This window comes from Bacteroidales bacterium, assembly GCA_016709865.1.
In the GTDB taxonomy this organism is placed as follows: domain Bacteria; phylum Bacteroidota; class Bacteroidia; order Bacteroidales; family VadinHA17; genus LD21.
The window spans coordinates 293,975-314,106 of the sequence record JADJLX010000002.1 but is presented as its reverse complement, the minus strand read 5'-3'; the positions used below and the strand labels follow the sequence as shown (position 1 = coordinate 314,106).

20 protein-coding genes and 5 tRNA genes are annotated in these 20,132 nt (G+C 40.7%); all 25 read left to right on the top strand.

Annotation, left to right across the window (positions count from 1 at the left end; all coding sequences use genetic code 11):
* Positions 1-39 precede the first annotated feature (39 nt).
* The 25 genes from IPJ16_03335 to maf all read left to right on the top strand — a co-directional run bounded on the left by IPJ16_03335 (position 40) and on the right by maf (position 20,078).
* A complete protein-coding gene (locus IPJ16_03335; GenBank protein ID MBK7626223.1) occupies positions 40-714 on the top strand; it encodes a helix-hairpin-helix domain-containing protein in 675 nt (224 codons plus the stop codon).
* 167 nt (positions 715-881) lie between these two features.
* Complete coding sequence (locus IPJ16_03330; GenBank protein ID MBK7626222.1) at positions 882-1,274, top strand: endonuclease domain-containing protein; 393 nt, start codon at positions 882-884, stop codon at positions 1,272-1,274.
* Between the two features lie 284 nt (positions 1,275-1,558).
* A complete protein-coding gene (locus IPJ16_03325) occupies positions 1,559-1,750 on the top strand; it encodes a 30S ribosomal protein S21 (GenBank protein ID MBK7626221.1) in 192 nt (63 codons plus the stop codon).
* Positions 1,751-1,801: 51 nt separating this feature from the next.
* The gene (locus tag IPJ16_03320) at positions 1,802-2,689 is read left to right on the top strand and encodes a tyrosine-type recombinase/integrase (protein ID MBK7626220.1); all 888 of its coding nucleotides are present in this window, start codon (positions 1,802-1,804) and stop codon (positions 2,687-2,689) included.
* Between the two features lie 30 nt (positions 2,690-2,719).
* Positions 2,720-3,019, top strand: coding sequence for a ribosome-associated translation inhibitor RaiA (gene raiA / locus IPJ16_03315; GenBank protein ID MBK7626219.1), 300 nt, complete (start codon positions 2,720-2,722; stop codon positions 3,017-3,019).
* A 114-nt stretch (positions 3,020-3,133) separates the two neighbouring features.
* Positions 3,134-3,207 (top strand) — tRNA-Thr (locus IPJ16_03310).
* Positions 3,208-3,259: 52 nt separating this feature from the next.
* A tRNA-Tyr gene (locus IPJ16_03305) sits at positions 3,260-3,342 on the top strand.
* A 69-nt stretch (positions 3,343-3,411) separates the two neighbouring features.
* Positions 3,412-3,484 (top strand) — tRNA-Gly (locus IPJ16_03300).
* 11 nt (positions 3,485-3,495) lie between these two features.
* Positions 3,496-3,567: transfer RNA gene (locus tag IPJ16_03295), tRNA-Thr, on the top strand.
* A gap of 72 nt (positions 3,568-3,639) precedes the next feature.
* Complete coding sequence (tuf, locus tag IPJ16_03290) at positions 3,640-4,827, top strand: elongation factor Tu (protein ID MBK7626218.1); 1,188 nt, start codon at positions 3,640-3,642, stop codon at positions 4,825-4,827.
* A gap of 70 nt (positions 4,828-4,897) precedes the next feature.
* Positions 4,898-4,970 (top strand) — tRNA-Trp (locus IPJ16_03285).
* Between the two features lie 18 nt (positions 4,971-4,988).
* On the top strand, positions 4,989-5,180 hold the full coding sequence (gene secE, locus IPJ16_03280) for a preprotein translocase subunit SecE (GenBank protein MBK7626217.1): 192 nt from the start codon (positions 4,989-4,991) through the stop codon (positions 5,178-5,180).
* 16 nt (positions 5,181-5,196) lie between these two features.
* Positions 5,197-5,745 (top strand): transcription termination/antitermination factor NusG, encoded by a 549-nt coding sequence (nusG, locus tag IPJ16_03275; GenBank protein MBK7626216.1) that lies wholly within the window; start codon positions 5,197-5,199, stop codon positions 5,743-5,745.
* An 84-nt stretch (positions 5,746-5,829) separates the two neighbouring features.
* Positions 5,830-6,270 (top strand): 50S ribosomal protein L11, encoded by a 441-nt coding sequence (gene rplK / locus IPJ16_03270; protein ID MBK7626215.1) that lies wholly within the window; start codon positions 5,830-5,832, stop codon positions 6,268-6,270.
* A 16-nt stretch (positions 6,271-6,286) separates the two neighbouring features.
* Complete coding sequence (locus tag IPJ16_03265) at positions 6,287-6,982, top strand: 50S ribosomal protein L1 (protein MBK7626214.1); 696 nt, start codon at positions 6,287-6,289, stop codon at positions 6,980-6,982.
* 27 nt (positions 6,983-7,009) lie between these two features.
* Positions 7,010-7,531, top strand: coding sequence for a 50S ribosomal protein L10 (locus tag IPJ16_03260; protein MBK7626213.1), 522 nt, complete (start codon positions 7,010-7,012; stop codon positions 7,529-7,531).
* A 32-nt stretch (positions 7,532-7,563) separates the two neighbouring features.
* A complete protein-coding gene (gene rplL, locus IPJ16_03255) occupies positions 7,564-7,938 on the top strand; it encodes a 50S ribosomal protein L7/L12 (GenBank protein MBK7626212.1) in 375 nt (124 codons plus the stop codon).
* Between the two features lie 96 nt (positions 7,939-8,034).
* Positions 8,035-11,856, top strand: a complete 3,822-nt coding sequence (rpoB, locus tag IPJ16_03250; GenBank protein ID MBK7626211.1) for a DNA-directed RNA polymerase subunit beta — start codon at positions 8,035-8,037, stop codon at positions 11,854-11,856.
* A 53-nt stretch (positions 11,857-11,909) separates the two neighbouring features.
* Positions 11,910-16,199, top strand: a complete 4,290-nt coding sequence (rpoC, locus tag IPJ16_03245) for a DNA-directed RNA polymerase subunit beta' (protein ID MBK7626210.1) — start codon at positions 11,910-11,912, stop codon at positions 16,197-16,199.
* 16 nt (positions 16,200-16,215) lie between these two features.
* Entirely contained in the window at positions 16,216-16,533 is a 318-nt protein-coding gene (locus IPJ16_03240) for a DUF3467 domain-containing protein (GenBank protein MBK7626209.1), read from the top strand.
* 55 nt (positions 16,534-16,588) lie between these two features.
* Entirely contained in the window at positions 16,589-16,990 is a 402-nt protein-coding gene (locus IPJ16_03235) for a hypothetical protein (GenBank protein ID MBK7626208.1), read from the top strand.
* Between the two features lie 97 nt (positions 16,991-17,087).
* On the top strand, positions 17,088-17,876 hold the full coding sequence (locus IPJ16_03230; protein MBK7626207.1) for a DUF2520 domain-containing protein: 789 nt from the start codon (positions 17,088-17,090) through the stop codon (positions 17,874-17,876).
* Between the two features lie 103 nt (positions 17,877-17,979).
* Positions 17,980-18,501 carry an HAD hydrolase family protein gene (locus tag IPJ16_03225; protein MBK7626206.1) on the top strand — a complete coding sequence of 174 codons (522 nt, stop codon included), beginning with the start codon at positions 17,980-17,982 and terminating at the stop codon, positions 18,499-18,501.
* A 3-nt stretch (positions 18,502-18,504) separates the two neighbouring features.
* Complete coding sequence (locus tag IPJ16_03220) at positions 18,505-19,488, top strand: geranylgeranylglycerol-phosphate geranylgeranyltransferase (GenBank protein ID MBK7626205.1); 984 nt, start codon at positions 18,505-18,507, stop codon at positions 19,486-19,488.
* Positions 19,489-19,490: 2 nt separating this feature from the next.
* The gene (gene maf / locus IPJ16_03215; protein ID MBK7626204.1) at positions 19,491-20,078 is read left to right on the top strand and encodes a septum formation protein Maf; all 588 of its coding nucleotides are present in this window, start codon (positions 19,491-19,493) and stop codon (positions 20,076-20,078) included.
* The last annotated feature ends 54 nt before the right edge of the window (positions 20,079-20,132 follow it).

Here is a 20,132-nt window from a genome sequence, read left to right as displayed (position 1 = left end):
TTCATACCTTGCAATAGTCTCATTGCATTTTTGTAAAAAATGAAGTTAAACATTGAACCAATCAGGAACTGGTTTGGCTATACCCGGAGGGAAAGAAGGTCAACCTTTATTTTGATGATAATTGCGTTTCTGATACTGGGACTCAGATATACTGTCCCTGAAAAGAATCTTGAGATTAAGGATCTTTCAGATAGTATATTATATAATGAAGAAAGAAAAGCTGCCGCCAGTTTAAAGGAAGAGAAGTCAAAAACATCAGGCAGACCTGAATATGTTGCTCCAAATAATGCATATAGAAAACCTGTTTACCAGAAGAGACCTGTTGTTAATCTGAACTCCTGCGATACCTCACAACTTATATCTCTCCCGGGCATTGGTCCGGTTTTATCCGTCAGAATAATCAAATACAGAAATCTTTTAGGCGGATTTGCTTCTGTGGATCAGCTAAAAGAAGTATACGGATTGTCAGCAGAGACGTTTGAGCTTATTCAGGGAAGGGTATATGCTGATTCATCGGATGTTAACAAAATAAATATTAATGAAGCAACATACAAAGATCTTTCAAGATTGCCATATTTTGAGAAATACGAAGTAACTGCCATATTGAAGTACAGGGAACTAAATGGCAGGATAAATGGTATTAACAACCTTACTGATAATAAATTAATCCCAGTTGAGAAAGTGTCTAAAGTCAGGCCATATCTGATCTTCTAGCATGTCCTCCCCCTTCCCAAGGGGGGCAGGGGGGATGTTGAGTATGATGATGAATAGTGATTTATGTTAGTATGGGGGATGTCAGACATGCTGATGATCAGCAATTGTTAAAGGACAGGCTAGTGTTTCATTTGACGGAATAACTGTATTAAATAAAACATCAGGATATGCGAAACAAACTCATCAGATACAATCCGGAATTAAGAAGGAGAGCCAGAAAATTGAGAAATAACGCTACTTATTCTGAAGTTTTATTATGGAGCAAGATTCGGCGCAAATCTCTTGGATATGAATTTCATCGCCAGGTACCTATTGATGGCTATATAGTTGATTTTTATTGCCATGAACTAAATTTAGCAATCGAAGTTGATGGAAGTAGTCATGAAAATAAAATTGAATATGACATTAGCAGGCAGAGGGTACTCGAACGTTTAGGTGTAAGATTCATTAGGTTTAAGAATATTGATATAAATAGGAATATGAATGATGTGTTAAGGGCTCTGGAAGGAGTAATTATTGAAATTGAGGAGAGTAAACTGAGGAATAATAATATGGATTAAGTTTTGTATTATTCCGGGACATCCCCCCAGCCCCCTTGTAAGGGGGAGCAGTTTCTGCAATTGATTGGCATTTCACTCGTAACAACTCCGATTTTACAAGTTTTATTTGGTTTCAGTCATAAAATTTCGTATTTTTAAGTTATTCTTAAATGATTAAACTGATCACAAAGTAGTTTCCAAATATTAAAAACTAACCATCATGATTAATTTTAATCCATAATTGTTTTGAAAAGAGTTTTTCTATTTCTAACTTTGCGCCTCGTTTAAAAACTGAATTTTCAATTATGATCATTGTACCATTAAAAGAAGGCGAAAACATCGAAAGAGCTTTAAAGAAGTTCAAAAGAAAATTTGAAAAGACGGGAGTGATCCGCGAATTACGTTCACGTCAGGCTTTTGTTAAGCCCTCAGTACGCCGGAGAGAAGAAATCAAGAAGGCAATGTACGTTCAGAAGATGCAGGAAAGCGAAGAATAGTTCGTTTCCCGGTATCTCTTTATTTAACATAATATGTATGGAGGTTCCTTCATGAGCCTTAAGGAATCGTTCTTACAATATTTACAGACTGAAAAGCGGTACTCGCCGCATACTGTCAGGTCATATATGAATGATCTGGATCAGTTTCATTCCTTCCTGTCGGAGAATGGGCTTCCTGAAGATCCGGTAACAGTTACCTCACACGACATAAGGGCATGGATAGTCAGCATGCTCGATAATAACTACACCACTGTAAGCGTTCACAGAAAAATATCCTGTTTAAGGGTATTTTATCGTTATCTGAGAAAAGAAGGTGTCCTGAAAACTGATCCCCTCGAAAAAGTAGTTCTTCCGAAACGGAAAAAAACTCTTCCCGTATTTGTTGAGGAGGCTGCCATGGGTGATCTGCTTGATGTCAAGGCATTCGGTGATGGTTTTGCCGGTGTAAGAAACCGGACAATAATTGAGATGCTGTATATGACCGGAATGAGAAGGGCAGAACTGATTGGACTGAGGAATAGCGATATTGATCTTTCAGAAGGAACTGTTAAGGTAACGGGGAAAAGGAATAAGCAAAGGATCATACCTCTTGTCAAATCATTTAATGTGCGGCTGCAAGAATATATTAAATTAAGGGATGAAAAAACAGTTGATCCTGAGGGAGATTGGTTTTTTGTCACGGATAAGGGAAACAAGTTGTATGATAAATATGTTTATACTATAGTAAATACATATCTTGCAATGGTGACTACGATTGAAAAGAAGAGTCCTCATATTTTGCGTCATACCTTTGCGACCCACATGCTAAACCGCGGAGCTGATCTGAATTCTATAAAAGAACTGCTTGGACATGCCAATTTATCGGCGACGCAGATATATACCCACAATACATTTGAAAAATTAAAAAAAATATACAAACAGGCTCACCCCCGAGCCTAAATATTAACCAATCAATAAGGAGGTACTACTATGAACATTCAGATTCATTCAGTTCGGTTTGATGCCGACAAAAAGCTAACCGACTTTGTTCATCAGAAACTGGATAAACTCACCCAGTTTAGTGACGATATTGTTAATGCCGAGGTTTTTCTCAGGCTTGATAAAGATCAGGAGAGGGAGAACAAAATTAGCGAAATAAAGCTGGAGTTACCGGGTGGGCCCTTATTTGCAAAGAAGCAAACCAAGACTTTTGAAGAATCAACAGATGAAGCTATAGAGGCTCTCAAAAAGCAGATTACCAAGCATAAGCAGAAGAAGAGAGGTGTCTGAAAATTCTATTTATAAAAATATACATATTTATTTTGATAAATAAAATTTAAATTCATACATTTGCAAACCGTTTTTTAAGGGTGGATTATGCACTCGCGGGGCGTTCTTTAAATTGCCGATGTAGCTCAGTTGGTCAGAGCAGCTGATTTGTAATCTGCAGGTCGGGGGTTCGAATCCCTTCATCGGCTCTTGAAAGATTTGTAAATGTGTGTCTTAGGAGTAAGACTCTGTTTATATAGGGGGGAGATACCAAAGCGGCCAACTGGGGCAGACTGTAAATCTGCTGGCGAATGCCTTCGTAGGTTCGAATCCTGCTCTCCCCACTTAAAACAGATTTTTACCGTATACTTTAATATAATGGAAGAAGTTACGGGGCTCTTTGGACGATATAAGCGGGAGTAGCTCAGTTGGTAGAGCATTAGCCTTCCAAGCTAAGGGTCGCGGTTTCGAGTACCGTCTCCCGCTCATTTTTTGAGGCCAGAGTAGCTCAGGGGTAGAGCACTTCCTTGGTAAGGAAGGGGTCGGGGGTTCAATTCCCCCCTCCGGCTCAACAGAAGAAAATGATTTTGAAACAGATATAATTGACTATAGAATAAACTTAATTTAATACGCTTGGAGTTATGGCAAAAGAAAAATTTGACAGGTCGAAACCGCACGTAAATATTGGTACAATTGGTCACGTAGACCATGGTAAGACCACTTTGACGGCAGCGATCACTATGGTCCTTGCCAAAAAGGGTCTCTCTGCTATCAGAGATTTTGACTCAATTGATAATGCCCCTGAAGAAAAAGAAAGAGGTATAACTATTAACACCGCTCACGTTGAGTATCAGACAGCCAACCGTCACTATGCACACGTTGACTGCCCTGGCCACGCTGACTATATCAAGAACATGGTTACAGGTGCTGCCCAGATGGACGGTGCTATTCTTGTTGTTGCTGCTGATGATGGTCCGATGCCTCAGACACGTGAACACATCCTGCTTGCACACCAGGTTAACGTACCTACTGTGTTGGTATTTATGAATAAAGTAGATATGGTTGACGACCTCGAACTTCTTGATCTCGTTGAGATGGAAGTACGTGAACTCCTCAGCTTCTACAAATTTGATGGCGACAATGCACCGGTTATCCGTGGTTCAGCTCTTGGCGCTATGAACGGTGAAGCAAAATGGGAAGAAAAAGTAATGGAACTGATGGATGCAGTAGATTCATTTATTCCAATTCCTCCACGTGAAAACGAAAAACCATTCCTTATGCCGGTTGAAGACGTGTTCTCAATCACAGGACGTGGTACCGTTGCAACTGGTCGTATCGAGACTGGTGTCGTTCTTACAGGTGATGAGCTTGAACTGATCGGCCTTGGCGCAACAAAACGTAAATCAGTATGTACCGGAGTTGAAATGTTCCGTAAGATCCTCGACAGGGGTGAAGCTGGTGATAACGTTGGTCTTCTGCTTCGTGGTGTTGATAAGAAAGAGATCAAAAGAGGTATGGTTCTTGCTAAACCAGGTTCAATCACTCCTCATACAAAAATCAAGGCAGAGGTTTATGTTCTTAAGAAAGAAGAAGGTGGACGTCACACTCCATTCCACAATAAATATCGTCCTCAGTTCTATGTAAGAACTCTTGACATTACCGGTGAGATTACTCTTCCTGAAGGAACTGAAATGGTTATGCCTGGTGATAATGTTACAATCACTGTTGACCTTATCTATCCTGTTGCTATTAACGTAGGATTACGTTTCGCTATCCGTGAAGGTGGCAGAACCGTAGGTGCAGGACAGGTGACACAGATTTTGGAATAATCGGTTTTGGATATAAGGTTTTTGCTGTAGGGAAGGGTCGCGACCCTTCCTTACACAACAAAAACCAAATACGGGTGTAGCTCAGTTGGTAGAGCACTGGTCTCCAAAACCAGGTGTCGGGAGTTCGAGTCTCTCCTCCCGTGCAATTTATTATTAGTACTATGAATATAAAAGGATATTTTCAGGAATCATACACGGAACTCATGCACAAGGTGACCTGGCCTACATGGAGTGAACTACAGAACAGCGCAGTTTTAGTCATGGTGGCTTCTCTAATATTTGCACTTATTGTTGCAGGTATGGATTTTGCCTTTAGCAGGTCAATGGAATTCATTTACAGTTTGTTATACTAAACAGGAGACGGTTCCAATGAGTGAGAATGTAAAAAAGTGGTATGTGCTCCGGGCTATCGGGGGAAAAGAAAAAAAGGTTAAAGAGTATATCGATAGCGAAGTTGCACGACTTAAACTTGAGGATTATGTCTCACAGGTTCTTATCCCAACTGAAAAGGTATACCAGATAAGATCAGGGAAAAAAATCAGCAAAGAAAGAACATTCTTTCCGGGATACGTTCTCGTCGAAGCTGTACTCGTTGGTGAAATACCTCACCTTCTGCGTAATATCCCTAACGTAATAGGATTCCTTGGATCTCAGGACGGAGAACCGGTTCCGCTCAGAAAAGCTGAAATAAACAGAATACTGGGTAAAGTAGATGAACTAAATGCCAGCGATGAAGAGCTGAATGTGCCATTCTTCGTAGGAGAATCAGTAAAAGTAATAGACGGACCATTCAATAGTTTCACTGGAATTATTGAAGAGGTGAATGATGAAAAGAAAAAGCTTAAAGTGATGGTTAAGATCTTCGGAAGAAAAACCCCGCTCGAGCTTAGTTTTATGCAAGTGGAAAAAGAGAATTAACAGAAGATATTGATAGTTGTAATATTCATAATGCTTCCTGAATAACTATCAAGGTCTCGCAATTAAATACGCAAATTTAAAATTATGGCAAAAGAAGTTGCTGGACTTATCAAGTTACAGATTCGTGGCGGAGGCGCTAATCCATCACCACCGGTTGGACCTGCTTTAGGTTCGAAAGGTGTTAATATAATGGATTTCTGTAAACAATTTAATGCGAGGACTCAGGACAAAGCTGGAAAAGTAATCCCGGTAGTTATAACTGTGTTTGCTGACAAATCATTTGAGTTTGTTACAAAAACACCACCGGTTGCCGTACAGCTTTTAGAAGTTGCTAAAGCAAAGAAAGGTTCTCAGGAACCTAACCGCGAGAAGATAGCATCTGTTTCCTGGGACCAGGTTAAAACAATTGCTGCAGATAAAATGGAGGACTTAAACTGTTTCACATTAGAGTCCGCTATGCGAATGGTAGCTGGTACAGCCAGAAGTATGGGAATCACCGTTAAAGGAGAGTTCCCCGTAAAATAATTAATTAGGAGAAAAAATGACTAAACTTACCAAAAACCAAAAGTTTGCTCTTGAAAAACTCGATAAGGACAAACTTTATACTTTGAAAGAAGCTTCTGCTTTGGTTAAGGAAATGACCAAGACCAAGTTTGACGCTTCAATCGATTTAGATGTAAGGTTAGGTATAGATCCAAGGAAATCCAATCAGATGGTCCGCGGCGTTGTTTCACTCCCTCACGGAACCGGTAGAGAAACACGAGTACTCGTGCTTTGTACCCCCGATAAGGAAGCTGAAGCAAGAGAAGCAGGTGCTGATTTTGTTGGTCTCGACGACTTCGTTGAAAAGATCAAAGGTGGTTGGACAGATATGGATGTTATAATAACCATGCCATCTGTAATGGGAAAGGTCGGTCAGTTAGGTCGAATACTCGGTCCACGCGGACTGATGCCGAACCCAAAGAGTGGTACTGTTACTATGGAAATTGGTAAGGCTGTTAAAGAAGTGAAGCAGGGTAAGATTGATTTCAAGGTTGATAAAACCGGTATCATTCATGCCTCAATCGGAAAAGTCTCATTCGAACCAAATAAGATCGTCGACAATGCAAGAGAGTTTATCTCTATGGTAAACAAACTGAAACCGGCAGCTGCAAAAGGTACCTACATCCGTAGCGTATTCATTTCCAGCACAATGAGCCCGGGTGTTAAGATTGATCCTAAAGGTCTTGATGATTAATTTATTAAGTTAAAACTTGAAGAAATAATGAGACGGGAAGAAAAAAATGCTATCATAGACAGCCTTGCTGAGAAACTAAAAGAGTACAGCCACTTTTATCTGACTGATACTGCTCAGCTTAATGCCGCTGATACAAGTGACCTTAGAAGAAAATGTTTTGAAAACGATATCAAACTGATAGTTGTTAAAAATACACTTCTTAAAAGAGCACTCGAGCAGTCTAATGGAAACTTTGAAGAACTATATCCGGTTCTGAAAGGTACTTCGTCCATCATGTTTACACAATCCGGAAACGTTCCTGCTAAACTTATTAAGGAATTCCGTAAGAAACATGATAAACCTGTGCTTAAAGGCGCATACGTTCAGGAATCTGTTTATGTCGGAGATAATCAGCTCGATGCTCTTATCTCAGTCAAAACAAAAGAAGAACTGATCGGCGATGTTATAATGCTTCTGCAGTCACCTGCAAAACGCGTTATCGGTGCCCTTCAATCAGGTGGAACTAAAATTCATGGTGTTCTTGAAACACTATCAAAAAGAGAAGAATAATTAAAGTATAATCAAATTAAAAATCGATAAAAATGGCAGATCTTAAGAAGTTTGCAGAAGAACTGGTTAACTTATCTGTAAAAGAAGTAAACGAACTCGCTAAAATACTTAAAGATGAGTATGGCATTGAACCTGCAGCAGCAGCTGTAGCAGTTGCCGGTCCGGCAGTAAGCGAAGCAGCAGCAGTTGAAGAGAAATCAACTTTTGATGTTATCCTCAAAAATGCAGGCGGACAGAAATTGCAGATTGTTAAACTTGTTAAAGACATCACTGGTCTTGGACTGAAAGAAGCTAAAGCTGTTGTTGACGCTGCTCCAGGTCCGATAAAAGAAGGTGTATCAAAAGAAGAAGCTGAAGCTATTAAAGGTCAATTAGTTGAAGCAGGAGCTGAAGTTGAACTTAAATAAGTTATACCTGAATACAAGGTTATAGGTTTAGTCCCGATTTTTCGGGACTAGGCCTTTTTGTTCTTTAAATTATAAGTTCACTTAATCTTTTAATAAATGTCCTCAAAAAATACCGAAAGAATAAGTTTCGCATCCAGAAAAAATCAGCTCGAATACCCTGATTTTCTGGAGATTCAGTTGAAATCCTTCGGTGAGTTTTTTCAACTAGGAACTACTCCCGAAAACAGGAAAAGAGAAGGACTTTTTAAAGTCTTTACCGAAAACTTCCCGATAACTGATACTAGGAACAATTTCGTTCTTGAATTTCTGGATTATTATATTGACCCTCCACGTTATACAATAGAAGAATGTATCGAACGCGGTCTTACTTTCAGCGTTCCTCTTAAAGCTAAACTGAAACTTTACTGTACCGATCCTGAACATGAGGATTTTGATACAGTTATCCAGGATGTATATCTTGGAACAGTACCATATATGACCGATCGTGCTACGTTCGTTATTAACGGTGCTGAAAGAGTTGTTGTTTCCCAGTTGCACAGATCACCCGGGGTATTCTTCGGTCAGAGTATACATGCAAACGGTACCAAGCTTTATTCAGCCAGGATTATCCCTTTCAAAGGTTCCTGGATTGAGTTTGCTACCGACATCAATAATGTGATGTATGCATATATCGACAGAAAGAAAAAACTACCGGTAACAACTCTTCTCCGCGCTATCGGTTTCGAGAGCGATAAGGAGATACTCGAGATTTTTAACCTTGCTGAAGAACATAAGGTCTCTAAAACAAATATCAAGAAACTCGTCGGACGTAAACTGGCTGCCAGGGTACTTAAGACATGGGTCGAAGACTTTGTTGATGAAGATACAGGCGAGGTGGTATCAATTGAAAGAAATGAAGTAATCCTCGACAGGGAAACCGTAATCGAATCGGAACATGTCGATATGATAGTAGACTCTGGTGCAAAAGCAATCCTTCTGCATAAAGATGATACTACTCTCTCAGATTACGCAATCATATATAATACCTTACAGAAAGATCCCTGTAACTCTGAAAAAGAGGCAGTTATCTATATCTACCGTCAGCTCCGTAACGCAGAGCCACCCGACGAGGCAACAGCTCGCGATGTTATCGACAAGCTGTTCTTCTCCGATAAGAGATACGACCTTGGCGAGGTAGGACGTTACAGGATCAACAAAAAGCTTGGACTTAACACAGAGATGAATGTTAAGATCCTTACCCGTGAAGATATTATCAAGATTATCGGTTACCTTATTGAGCTTATTAACTCAAAAACCGATATCGACGATATCGACCACCTGAGTAACAGAAGGGTACGTACCGTTGGCGAACAGCTCTATGCCCAGTTTGGTGTAGGTCTGGCACGTATGGCCCGTACAATCCGCGAAAGAATGAATGTCAGGGATAACGAGGTGTTTACACCTGTCGACCTGATCAATTCAAAAACTCTTTCATCTGTAATTAACTCGTTCTTTGGAACAAACCAGCTGTCGCAGTTCATGGATCAGACCAACCCGCTTGCTGAAATGACTCACAAACGTCGTTTATCAGCTCTCGGACCAGGCGGTCTTTCGCGCGAAAGAGCAGGTTTCGAAGTAAGGGACGTTCACTATACTCACTATGGCCGCCTTTGCCCGATCGAGACTCCTGAAGGACCTAATATCGGTCTTATCTCATCGCTTTGCGTCTTCGCAAAAATAAATACTCTTGGTTTCATTGAGACACCTTATCTTAAAGTAAATCATACTTCAACAGGTTCTGTTGTTGATTTTTCAGATGAGGGAGTTATATGGTTAAGCGCTGAAGAGGAAGAAGAGAAAATGATTGCCCAGGCAAATGCTCCGCTTTTGAAAGACGGACATTTTGAAAATGCAAGGGCAAAATGCAGATACGAAGCTGATTATCCATTTGAAGAGGTAGGTAAGGTTGACCTTATGGACGTTGCTCCAAACCAGATCGCTTCAATAGCTGCTTCACTCATTCCGTTCCTCGAGCACGACGATGCCAACAGGGCTCTCATGGGATCTAACATGATGCGCCAGGCCGTTCCTCTTATTAATCCTGAAGCTCCAATTGTAGGCACAGGACTTGAAGGACAGGTTATTACCGACAGCAGGATTCTTTTTATGGCTGATGGTGACGGTGTTGTTGAATTCGTTGATTCAAATGAAATTGTAATCAGATATACCCGTACTGACGAGGAGAAATTTGTAAGCTTTGATGATGATATCAAACGTTACACTCTTCCTAAATACAGGAAAACAAACCAGAATACCTGTATCAACCTTATCCCTGTTGTCAGAAAAGGTGAGAAAGTTGTTAAAGGTCAGGTACTGACAGAAGGTTACGGTACCAAACATGGTGAACTGGCACTCGGAAGAAACCTCAAAGTGGCATTCATGCCATGGAAAGGATATAACTTCGAGGATGCTATCGTAATATCTGAGAAAGTTGTTCAGGAAGATTACTTTACATCAGTTCATATTGATGAGTACCAGCTCGAAGTACGCGATACAAAACGCGGACTTGAGGAACTGACATCAGATATTCCAAACGTTAGCGAGGAAGCTACCAAAAACCTCGACGAGAATGGTCTTATCAGAATTGGTGCACACATCAGACCAGGTGATATTCTTATTGGTAAAATAACACCAAAAGGTGAATCAGATCCTTCTCCGGAAGAAAAACTGCTTCGCGCAATCTTTGGTGATAAAGCCGGTGACGTTAAAGACGCTTCTCTTAAAGCAGGTCCTTCACTCGAGGGTGTTGTAATTGACAAAAAACTGTTTACTAGAGCTATTAAAGACAGGAAAGCCAAAGCGGTTGAAAAACCTCTTCTCGACAAAATCGAAACAGAATTCAACAGAAGTGTTGATGAACTTAAGGCCAGATTAGTTGATAAGCTTTTCATTCTTGTTAACGGAAAAACATCACAGGGTGTTAAGGATTATCTTAACGTTGACGTTATTCCTAAAGGAAGTAAATTCACCCTGAAACAGCTTCAGGAAGTTGATTTCCTTAACGTTAATCCTAACAAATGGACTACCGACAAGAAGAAAAACGATAGTATCAAACAGCTTCTTCATAACTATATTATCAAGTATAAAGAAGTTGATGGTGTTTATAAGCGTAAAAAATACAATATCACTATCGGCGACGAGCTGCCAGCAGGTATTGTACGTCTGGCAAAAGTATACATTGCCAAGAAGCGTAAGGTTAAGGTGGGAGATAAGATGGCAGGTCGCCATGGTAACAAAGGTATCGTTGCCAGGATCGTACGTGCTGAGGATATGCCTTTCCTTGAGGATGGCACTCCTGTTGATATCGTTCTTAACCCGCTTGGTGTACCTTCGAGGATGAACCTTGGACAGATCTACGAGACTGTTCTCGGATGGGCCGGACAAAAACTCGGACTTACATTCTCAACACCAATCTTCGATGGAGCCACAATAAGTCAGATCAACGACTATACCGAAGAGGCTAAACTTCCGAAATTCGGAAAGACATACCTCTACGATGGTGGTACCGGTGAAAGATTCGATCAGCCTGCAACCGTAGGTGTAATATACATGCTCAAACTAGGCCATATGGTTGATGATAAGATGCATGCCCGTTCAATTGGGCCATACTCCCTTATCACTCAGCAGCCATTAGGCGGTAAAGCTCAGTTTGGAGGTCAGCGTTTTGGTGAAATGGAAGTGTGGGCTCTGGAAGCATTCGGAGCTGCTCATATCCTGCAGGAGATACTCACAATTAAATCTGATGATGTTGTTGGCCGTGCCAAAGCATACGAGGCAATTGTGAAAGGCGAACCTATGCCACTGCCGGGTATTCCTGAATCACTGAATGTTCTCTTACACGAGCTGAGAGGTCTCGGACTAAGCGTGATACTTGATTAAGTATTACGCTGCGTTTTGAATTTTTAGTTTTAGAATAAAATAATATTCAGCATATGTCATTCAGAAGAGATAACAAAACAAAGACCAGTTACTCAAAAATCTCAATAGGTCTGGCTTCACCTGAAGAAATACTTGATCGTTCAAGTGGTGAAGTGCTAAAGCCTGAAACAATTAATTACCGTACCTATAAGCCTGAGCGCGATGGTTTATTCTGCGAAAGGATTTTCGGACCGGTAAAAGATTACGAGTGCCATTGCGGAAAATACAAACGTATCCGTTATAAAGGAATCGTTTGCGACCGTTGCGGTGTTGAGGTTACAGAGAAGAAGGTACGTCGCGAAAGAATGGGACACATTTCCCTAGTGGTTCCTGTTGCTCACATCTGGTATTTCCGTTCATTGCCTAATAAAATAGGTTACCTTCTGGGTCTTCCGACCAAGAAGCTCGATTCAATTATTTACTATGAGAGATATGTTGTTATCAATCCGGGTATTAAAGCCGTGGATGGTGTCAAATATCTTGATTTCCTTACAGAAGAAGAATATCTTGAGATATCCGAATCTCTTCCAAAAGAGAACCAGTATCTTGAAGATAATCATCCCGATAAATTTGTTGCTGACATGGGTGCAGAGGCTCTTTATAAGCTTCTGAGCCGCGTTGATCTCGACGAGATGTCTTATTCACTTCGTCACAGGGCAAACACAGAAACATCGCAACAGCGTAAAAACGAGGCTCTTAAGCGTCTTCAGGTTGTTGAGGCTTTCAGAGATTCAAAAGCGGTTAATAAACCGGAATGGATGATAATTAAAGTTGTTCCTGTTATTCCACCTGAACTGAGGCCTCTAGTTCCTCTCGATGGCGGACGTTTCGCCACAAGCGACCTGAACGACCTTTACAGAAGGGTTATTATCAGAAACAACCGTCTGAAAAGACTTATTGAGATCAAAGCTCCCGAAGTGATCCTGCGTAACGAAAAACGTATGCTCCAGGAAGCTGTCGATTCTCTTTTCGATAACTCAAGAAAAGCCAATGCTGTTAAGACAGATGCAAACCGTCCGCTTAAATCACTCAGCGACAGTTTGAAAGGTAAGCAGGGAAGGTTCCGTCAGAACTTACTTGGTAAGAGGGTTGACTACTCTGCACGTTCCGTTATTGTCGTTGGCCCGGAACTCGGATTACACGAATGCGGTCTGCCTAAAGATATGGCAGCTGAACTCTATAAGCCATTTATTATCAGGAAGCTTATTGAAAGAGGTATCGTTAAAACAGTAAAATCAGCCAAGAAAATTGTTGACAGGAAAGACCCTGTTGTCTGGGATATCCTTGAAAACGTTCTTAAAGGTCACCCTGTTCTGCTTAACCGAGCTCCTACATTGCACAGGCTTGGTATTCAGGCATTCCAGCCAAAACTTATTGAAGGAAAGGCTATCCAGCTTCACCCTCTCGTTTGTACAGCTTTCAACGCTGACTTCGACGGTGACCAGATGGCTGTTCACCTTCCTCTTGGCAACGGTGCAGTACTTGAAGCTCAGATGCTTATGCTTGCTTCTCACAATATTCTTAACCCTGCTAATGGTGCACCTATTACTGTTCCTTCACAGGACATGGTTCTTGGTCTCTATTATATAACAAAAGGGAAGAAGAGTACCGAAACCGAGAAGGTAAGGGGCGAAGGACTGACTTTCTATTCACCTGAAGAAGTTAATATAGCATATAATGAGGGTCAGATCGATCTTCACGCTGTTATTAAGGTTAAAGTTAATGACAGGGTTGATGGCGAATTTGTGAACCACCTTATTGAAACAACTGTTGGTAGAGTTATTTTTAACCAATATGTTCCGCGTGAGGTTGGTTACATTAACGAGATCCTTACTAAAAAATCATTAAGGGATATTATCGGACGGGTACTTAAGATGGCCGGTACTGCTAAAACTGCCGATTTCCTCGATGCAATTAAAAATCTTGGATTCTATGCAGCTTTCAAAGGAGGCTTGTCATTCAACCTCGACGATGTTATTATACCTGAAGAGAAGACAAAATTTGTTAACGAAGGGTATGAGCAGGTTGAAGAGGTATTGAATAACTACAGCATGGGATTCATTACCAATAACGAAAGATACAATCAGATTATCGATATATGGACACACGTAAATGCAAGACTTACCCAGACACTGATGAAACAGCTGTCGAACGATAAGCAGGGTTTCAACTCTGTTTACATGATGCTCGACTCAGGTGCAAGGGGATCAAAAGAGCAGATACGTCAGCTCTCTGGTATGAGGGGTCTTATGGCCAAGCCTCAGAAATCAGGATCAACAGGTTCTGAGATCATCGAAAACCCGATTCTTTCTAACTTTAAAGAAGGTCTTTCGGTTCTTGAGTACTTCATTTCAACTCACGGTGCACGTAAAGGTCTTGCCGATACAGCTCTTAAGACAGCTGACGCCGGTTACCTTACACGTCGTCTGGTTGACGTTTCTCAGGACGTTATTATTAACGAAGAAGACTGCGGAACACTCAGAGGTCTTATTGCAACTGCAATCAAGAAGAATGAGGAAGTTGTTGAATCACTGTACGAAAGGGTTCTCGGACGTACAACTGTTCACAATGTTTATCATCCGCTTACAGGTGATCTTATTGTTGAATCCGGTCAGGAACTTACTGAAGATCTTGCAAGAAAAATTGAAGATTCACCAATTGAGCAGGTTGAGATCCGTTCAGTGCTTACATGCGAATCGAAAAAAGGAGTATGCGCCAAATGTTATGGCCGTAACCTGGCAAACGGACGTATGGTACAGAAAGGTGAGGCAGTTGGTGTAATTGCCGCACAGAGTATCGGTGAGCCTGGTACACAGCTTACTCTGCGTACATTCCACGTTGGAGGTACCGCATCGAACATTACTACCGAATCGAGACTTGTTGCCCGTTATGGCGGTATTGCTGAGATTGAAGAGATAAGAACAGTACCTAAGAAAGATGTTGAAAAAGGTGATATAGATATAGTTATCGGTCGTCTGGCAGAACTAAGAATTGTCGACAAGAAGACCGGTATTGCTCTTACAACACATACAATTCCTTACGGTTCCAAGCTTTATATCAAGCCTGGACAGGAAATTGAAAAGGGTAAACTAATATGCGAATGGGATCCGTTTAACGCTGTAATCATTTCAGAACTCAGCGGTAAGATCGGCTATGACTACCTCATAGAAGGTATTACTTTCCGTGAAGAATCAGATGAGCAGACAGGATTTAAGGAAAAAGTAATCATTGAAAGCAGGGACAAGACTAAGAACCCGGCTATCAAGATCTTAGGACCGAAGGGCGATGAGCTAAGGGTTTACAACCTTCCTGTAGGATCTCACCTTGTTGTTGATACTGACAAGATGGTTGAGGCCGGAGAAGTTCTTGCCAAGATCCCGCGTGCTGTTGGTAAATCAGGTGACATCACCGGTGGTCTGCCGCGTGTTACTGAATTATTTGAAGCACGTAACCCGTCCAACCCCGCAATCGTTTCAGAGATTGATGGTGAGGTAACATTCGGTAAAATAAAGAGAGGTAACAGGGAAATCACAATCAAATCAAAAACTGAGGAGACAAAGAAATACCTTGTTCCGCTTTCAAAACAGATACTTGTACAGGAGAACGATTATGTTAAGGCAGGTATTCCGCTTTCAGACGGTGCCATAACTCCATCGGATATCCTTGCTATCAAAGGACCAACAAAAGTACAGGAATATATTGTAAATGAAATACAGGAAGTGTATCGTTTACAGGGTGTTAAGATCAACGATAAACATTTTGAGATTATTGTCCGTCAGATGATGCGCAAGGTCGAGATAGTTGATCCGGGTGATACAAAATTCCTTGAGCGTCAGGTTGTTGACAAGCTTGAGTTCATGGATGAGAATGACTGGATCTACGGTAAGAAAGTAATCATCGATTCAGGTGATTCACAGACACTGCGTCCTGGTATGATCATCTCAGCCCGTAAACTTAGAGACGACAATTCTGTACTGAAACGCCGCGACCTTAAGACTGTTGAAGCGAGGGATGCAATTCCTGCAACTTCGAGCCAGGTTCTTCAGGGTATTACAAGGGCTTCTCTGCAGACAAAGAGTTTCTTCTCTGCAGCTTCATTCCAGGAGACAACAAAAGTACTTAACGAGGCAGCAATCCTTGGTAAGATCGACAGACTTGAAGGTCTCAAGGAGAACGTAATCGTTGGTCACCTTATACCTGCAGGAACAGGACAGCGCCAGTATAATGGCATAATAGTCGGTTCACTCGAGGAGTATGAGAACCTTGTTGGTGTAGATCAGGAAGCTGAGGCTCAAGCAAAGTAAGTTAAATATTTTTGCCATGACAGATCCAAAGAATCCAAACCAGATCAGTATTGAGCTGAATGAGGAAGTAGCACAGGGAACATATTCAAACCTGGCTGTGATTACTCATTCTGCTTCTGAATTTGTAATTGATTTTGTCAGGATTATGCCTGGTATTCCTAAAGCACAGGTTAAATCAAGAATAATTCTGACACCGGAACATGCAAAAAGACTTGTTGCGGCACTTCAGGATAATATTGGTAAGTATGAATCTGTTCATGGAATCATCAAGGAAGTAAAAGGTTCCGGGCCGGCCATGCCATTAACTTTTGGCGGCCCTACAGCCCAGGCATGAAATAAAAGTTTGCTTTGTGCGTTTAATACTGGAAAATGAATAAGAAATAATTGTGATGATAGGACGCCTGATAAGAAAATTCTTTGTTGTACTGATAATTTTAACTCCTGTTGTTTCATACCAGGGATGCAAAAAGCAGGCTAAATGCGGTTGTGACGGAGATGTTCTTTACACTCTGGATAGGGCTCAGGCAACCGTTTATTGGACTGATGGGGGGGGGAGTATTACATTTTCCACTTCCGACAACCCTTATGCAACATACAACTTCTGCAATCCCGCTGAGATGTTCCCCAGGCTTGCTGAATCGAAGTCAGGCGACCAATTGATGGTAACTGGAAATGTTTACTGGGAATGCAGCTATCTTTACCAGCAGAGTAATTATTCATATCAGTCGTATTATAAGGTATATATGATAAAGGTTACGGATGTTTATTCTGATCTTTATGGTAAGAAGTAATACTGTAAACTGTTAAAAAATATAAAGGGAGTACTTGTAAAAGGCTCCCTTTTCTTATTTCTTAGGGCAATTTTGTATATTTCTGAAAAATTTATTGATGTATCATCAGCGCATATCTTTTGCAGGTGCAGGGAAAGTTGCATCAGCTTTATGTAAAGAGTTTTATAAGGCGGGCCATACCATAGATCTTATTGTATCGGAATCTGAAAAAAGCAGTAGTTCCCTTGCTGAAAAGTGTAATGCATCGTGGTCTGCAGAACTTGTATATCCTGATACTACCGACATAATTATTGTCGCTGTTCCCGATCAGAGAATTAAAAGTGTATTAAATACACTTAAATGCAGTCCCGACACCATTGTTGTCCACACAGGAGGCAGTACAGGACTTGATATATTTCCCGGACATATTAAAAGGACAGGTATCTTTTATCCTTTGCAGACATTTACCAGGGAAAGAGATGTGGTTTTCAAAAAACTTCCGTTCCTGCTTGAGTCTGCTGATGAGAATATCTTACAGAATTTGAAAAGTCTTGCAGAATCATTAGGAGGAGAAGTGCATTATGTTGACAGTGAGCACAGAAGGATGATCCATCTGGCAGCTGTTTTCATTTGTAATTTTACAAACTATATGCTCACCCAGGGTGAAGAGGTAGCTGTAAAGGCAGGCTATTCGCTTGATTTATTTAAACCTCTGCTGGCTGAAACAATTGCCAAAGCTATGGAGGTTGGTCCTAAAAATTCACAGACAGGACCTGCATCACGAAATGATATTAGTACTATCGAAAAACATTTGGAATTACTATCTTTCTCACCTGAACTTCAGAGATTATATGGTGAGGTTACGGATTCAATAATTGGTTATTATAAAGATAAAAGACAAAAGTAAAAATGAAAAAGTTGCTGGGTACTGGTTACTAGGTGCTAGGTAAATCCAATGTCCCAGAACCCAGCACCAAGCACCCAGAACCCAGCACCCAGCACCCAGAGCCATGGCAAATTTTAAAGAGGACCTAGTAAGAGTAAAAGCGTTTGTTTTTGATATTGACGGAGTCCTGTCACTTCAGACGATTACATTGAATTCATTTGGAGTTCCAAACCGGACAGTTAACCTTCGGGACGGATATGCCCTTCAGTTAGCTGTTAAGAAAGGTTATAAAATCGGAGTGATCTCCGGCAGCAGTTCAAAAGAGTACCAGAAGAGACTCAAAATACTGGGGGTTAAGGACATTTATCTTAACAGCCGGTCAAAACTTGATCATTTCAACAATTTTCTTGAAAAGCATAATCTGGACAAATCTGATGTTTTGTTCATGGGTGATGATATCCCCGATTTTGAGGTGATGAAAGTGGCTGGTGTGCCTGTTTGTCCTGCAGATGCCGACAGCGAGATTAAACAGGTAGCCTCATATATATCAGATAAGAAAGGCGGTGAAGGATGTGTAAGGGACGTCATCGAACAGGTTCTCAGATTAAACAACAACTGGATGGATTCAGATGCATTTACCTGGTAAGTTATGAAAGAGTTTCTTAGACTGATAAGATGGCAGAACCTGCTTATAGTTGTACTTACTATGGTACTTATGAGGTATGCCGTTATTGCTCCCCTGCTTGGAAAAATAGGAGTTGTACTGGCACAGGGAAGCGGAGAGGAGGTACCCGTTACACTTAAGTTCCCCTGGTATGACTTTTTACTTCTTGTTGCAGCTACTCTCTTTATTACCGCCGGAGGATATGTTATAAATGATTATTTTGATATAAAAACCGACCTTATAAATAAAGGTAAAGTAATTGTAGGGACAAAGATCCCTCGCCGCATGGCGATGATGTATCATAACATTTTTAATATAATAGGCGTAGCTGCAGGCTTTTATATCTCCTGGAAAGCAGGTTATATAATGATGGGAGCCTTATTCCTGATTGTTTCAGGACTTCTTTACTTTTATTCGGCAAGTTATAAACGGCAATTCCTTATAGGGAACATAATAGTAGCAATTTTAACAGCAATGGTTCCCCTTCTCGTTGTGTTCTACGAATGGCCTGCTTTATATCGCTATTATGCTGTTCATGCTAACAGCGTTCCTGAGATAAACATAATTTTTTATTGGGTGGGAGGATTTGCTCTATTCGCATTTCTTACAACACTTACACGCGAAATAATTAAGGATATCGAGGATTTTGAAGGTGATATTGCTTATGGCAGGAATACTGTACCGGTTGTTCTCGGTATTCTGACATCAAAAATTGTTTCAATAGGTCTTATTGTGCTGACTATCATACTGCTGTACCTTACCTGGTTTTTCTTTATTAATGACAAAATAACACTTATCTACCTCAATGCCGGCATAGTTGTACCATTGTTTTTTGTAATTTACAAGGTGCTTAAAAGTCAGAACAGGAAACAGCTTCACAGTGCCAGCAGTTTCATGAAAATAGTAATGCTGACCGGGATACTTTACTCAGTTGTTGTTAAAGTAATCCTTACCTGGAATCTCGTTTAATTATGCTTACTGATCTCCTTAAACCATACAGAATAATACTTGCTTCTCGATCTCCGCGAAGGCAACAGCTTTTAAAGGAACTGGGACTTAAGTTTGATACTGTTATAAGGGAATACGAGGAGACTTTTCCGGAAGGTCTTAACGGAGAGGAAATTGCGAGGTTTGTGGCACATTCAAAAGCAGTCTCTTTCAGGAGTGAAATAGCTGATAATGAGATTGTAATTACTGCAGATACAATTGTGTGGTGCAATAATATGGTCCTTGGAAAGCCAGTTGATAAGCAGGATGCTGTAAGAATTCTGAAGGAAATTTCAGGCAATACACATGAGGTAATAACAGGGGTATCTTTATTTTCGAAGAATAAGGAAGTGACTTTTTCTGATTCCACTAAAGTTACTTTTGAAATACTAACTGATGAGGATATTAACTATTATATCGAAAAATGTAAACCATACGATAAGGCAGGAGCCTATGGCATTCAGGAATGGATTGGAATAACAGCATGCAGCAGGATCGAAGGATCTTATTTCAATGTTGTGGGACTGCCGGTACAAAGACTATATACAGAATTAAAAAATTTCTTAAGATAATTGAATGAAAATCTTACACAGAGTTACACAGAGGATACACAGAGTTACACAGAG

Bases quoted from the DNA above. Each gene is read 5' to 3' on its own strand.
- IPJ16_03335 (MBK7626223.1), top strand. From the start codon at position 40: ATGAAGTTAAACATTGAACCAATCAGGAACTGGTTTGGCTATACCCGG.
- IPJ16_03330 (MBK7626222.1), top strand. From the start codon at position 882: ATGCGAAACAAACTCATCAGATACAATCCGGAATTAAGAAGGAGAGCC.
- IPJ16_03325 (MBK7626221.1), top strand. From the start codon at position 1,559: ATGATCATTGTACCATTAAAAGAAGGCGAAAACATCGAAAGAGCTTTA.
- IPJ16_03320 (MBK7626220.1), top strand. From the start codon at position 1,802: ATGAGCCTTAAGGAATCGTTCTTACAATATTTACAGACTGAAAAGCGG.
- raiA (MBK7626219.1), top strand. From the start codon at position 2,720: ATGAACATTCAGATTCATTCAGTTCGGTTTGATGCCGACAAAAAGCTA.
- tuf (MBK7626218.1), top strand. From the start codon at position 3,640: ATGGCAAAAGAAAAATTTGACAGGTCGAAACCGCACGTAAATATTGGT.
- secE (MBK7626217.1), top strand. From the start codon at position 4,989: ATGAATATAAAAGGATATTTTCAGGAATCATACACGGAACTCATGCAC.
- nusG (MBK7626216.1), top strand. From the start codon at position 5,197: ATGAGTGAGAATGTAAAAAAGTGGTATGTGCTCCGGGCTATCGGGGGA.
- rplK (MBK7626215.1), top strand. From the start codon at position 5,830: ATGGCAAAAGAAGTTGCTGGACTTATCAAGTTACAGATTCGTGGCGGA.
- IPJ16_03265 (MBK7626214.1), top strand. From the start codon at position 6,287: ATGACTAAACTTACCAAAAACCAAAAGTTTGCTCTTGAAAAACTCGAT.
- IPJ16_03260 (MBK7626213.1), top strand. From the start codon at position 7,010: ATGAGACGGGAAGAAAAAAATGCTATCATAGACAGCCTTGCTGAGAAA.
- rplL (MBK7626212.1), top strand. From the start codon at position 7,564: ATGGCAGATCTTAAGAAGTTTGCAGAAGAACTGGTTAACTTATCTGTA.
- rpoB (MBK7626211.1), top strand. From the start codon at position 8,035: ATGTCCTCAAAAAATACCGAAAGAATAAGTTTCGCATCCAGAAAAAAT.
- rpoC (MBK7626210.1), top strand. From the start codon at position 11,910: ATGTCATTCAGAAGAGATAACAAAACAAAGACCAGTTACTCAAAAATC.
- IPJ16_03240 (MBK7626209.1), top strand. From the start codon at position 16,216: ATGACAGATCCAAAGAATCCAAACCAGATCAGTATTGAGCTGAATGAG.
- IPJ16_03235 (MBK7626208.1), top strand. From the start codon at position 16,589: ATGATAGGACGCCTGATAAGAAAATTCTTTGTTGTACTGATAATTTTA.
- IPJ16_03230 (MBK7626207.1), top strand. From the start codon at position 17,088: ATGTATCATCAGCGCATATCTTTTGCAGGTGCAGGGAAAGTTGCATCA.
- IPJ16_03225 (MBK7626206.1), top strand. From the start codon at position 17,980: ATGGCAAATTTTAAAGAGGACCTAGTAAGAGTAAAAGCGTTTGTTTTT.
- IPJ16_03220 (MBK7626205.1), top strand. From the start codon at position 18,505: ATGAAAGAGTTTCTTAGACTGATAAGATGGCAGAACCTGCTTATAGTT.
- maf (MBK7626204.1), top strand. From the start codon at position 19,491: ATGCTTACTGATCTCCTTAAACCATACAGAATAATACTTGCTTCTCGA.